Raw genomic sequence first — 1,980 nt, forward strand, 5'->3', positions numbered from 1 at the left:
TCCCCGGGGCGCCGAATCCGGGCGCGGGGGCGGCCTGCGCGGGCGGTGCGAAGCTCGGGGCGGCGCCCTGCGGCTGCTGCGGCGGCGCGGGCTCCTCCTCGGCGACCTCGCCGCCGAAGTTCTTCAGCAGTGCCTCCAGGCCGCCGTCGAAGCCCTGGCCGACGGCGGCGAAGCGCCAGACGTCCTTCAGATAGAAGTCGCCCAGCATCACCGCGCGCTCGGTGCTGAACTCGGCGCCCGTGAACGAGTATCTGGCGACCTCGTCGCCGCCGGCCACCACTCTGATGTACCCGGGGCCGACCTGGGACATCTGTCCCGCGCCGTCGATCGTCGCGGTGAACGACAGCTTGTGGATGTGGGCCGGGACGCGGTCCAGGGTGACGCGGAACGACTCGGTGTCACCGGCCTGGGCGCCCAGCAGCTGGACGGACTCCTCGGGCGACTTGGGCTGGTTGAAGAAGATGAAGTACCGGTCGTCGGACAGCTGCTCGTCGGCGTCGAGACCGAAGCAGCTGATGTCGAAGGTCAGCCCTGGGGCGCCGATCTGCACGCCCACATACAGGTCCGTCCCCGGAGTCAGGTCACTGATCTTGGCCTTGTGGCCGCGTTGGAATTCCCTGGCCATGCGTAACGACCGTCCCCCATCCCGAGTGTGATTGGTCGCGCCAGGCTAACGGCTGCCTGCGACAATCACCCAAGCCGGGAGGCACCGGTACGCATTCGGTACACGACGGCCGAGGTCACTCTCCGCGAGCGGCGGGCAGATGCGGCAGCCGGTCGGCGGCCACCACCCCTTCGAGGTATCCCCGCGCGCGTTCGGTACGGGGATAGGCCTCCAGCAGCCGCCAGAAACGCGGTCCGTGGCCCGGCACCAGCAGATGCGCCAGCTCATGGACCAGGACGTAGTCCACGACGTACTCGGGCATGCCCTGGAGCCGGTGCGAGAGGCGGATGCTGCCCTCGGCCGGGGTGCACGAGCCCCAGCGGGTGTTCTGGTTGGTCACCCAGCGCACCGAGGCGGGACGCGCGCGACCCTCGAAGTACAGATCGGACAGGCGCTCGGCACGCTCGGTCAGCTCCGCGTCGCCCAGCATCCGCTTGCTCTCCTGGGCCGCGAGCTTGTCCAGCATCACGCTCACCCAGCGCTGCTCCTCGGCCTCGGACATCCGGGCCGGGATCAGCACGATGGTGCGGTCGCCCTCGCGGTAGGCGGAGACCGTCCTGCTGCGCCGGGCGCTTCTGCGCACCTCGACCGCGCTCGTCGCATGACCGCGGGGCGGCGGACTTGTCGGACTGCGGGGCGGGCTTCCGGCACTCTGCAGTGGGTCGGCGGGCACGCCCCGACGTTACCCGCTGTCAGTGGGGGAAGTCCCGCCTCCGGATGGGTTCGCCCATGATCCATTCGGCGCTTGCACCATTAGTACGACTAACGCCCGTGCCTGTGGACAACTTTCCGCACGCGTCCGGCGCAGCGGGCATTCTGGCAGCGGATCGCACGACGGACACGACCGGGCGGGGCGGCGGCCGAAAGGTCCGCGCCCGGCCATGTGCACGCGCAACGACGGGGGATTTGAAATGCATCCGATGCTGAAGCCGGCGCTGCGCCGGGCATGGCGGGACCGGCAGACCGTGCAGTTCGGGGTGACTCCGGCGCGTGCGGTGGTGCTCTCGCCGGTGGACACGGCGACGGGCAGCTTCCTGGAGCTCCTGGACGGCACCCGCGGCCTGCCGCTGCTCTACGAGGAGGCGAGGGCGGCGGACCTCTCGCCCGGCCAAGTGGACGCGCTGGTGGAGCGGTTGACCGAGGCCGGGGTGGTCGACGACCCCACGGCGGGCGGCCCCGCGGCGCGGGCGGCCCGCGAACGGACCGAGGCGTTCGACCGGACCAGGGCCGACCTGGCCTCGCTCTGCCTGGTCCACCCGGAACCGGGCGGCGGCGCCCGGCGGCTGGCGGCCCGCAGGTCCCTGCGGGTGCAGGTC

The 1,980-nt window shown here is 71.5% G+C and carries 2 protein-coding genes and 1 pseudogene; 1 reads left to right on the forward strand and 2 read right to left on the reverse strand.

The annotated features are described in order from the left end of the window. A partial coding sequence (locus ACJA3G_RS35900) for a TerD family protein (RefSeq protein ID WP_406557219.1) occupies window positions 1-625 on the reverse strand: 625 nt, incomplete at its 3' end. Window positions 626-740: 115 nt separating this feature from the next. Further along, a complete protein-coding gene (locus ACJA3G_RS35905) occupies window positions 741-1,337 on the reverse strand; it encodes a M48 family metallopeptidase (protein WP_406557220.1) in 597 nt (198 codons plus the stop codon). Between the two features lie 238 nt (window positions 1,338-1,575). Here ACJA3G_RS35905 and ACJA3G_RS35910 point away from each other — a divergent pair. Further along, a pseudogene (locus ACJA3G_RS35910) lies at window positions 1,576-1,980 on the forward strand (ThiF family adenylyltransferase); the annotation flags it as partial.

Source organism: Streptomyces sp. YS-3, from assembly GCF_045257485.1.
In the GTDB taxonomy this organism is placed as follows: Bacteria; Actinomycetota; Actinomycetes; order Streptomycetales; family Streptomycetaceae; genus Streptomyces.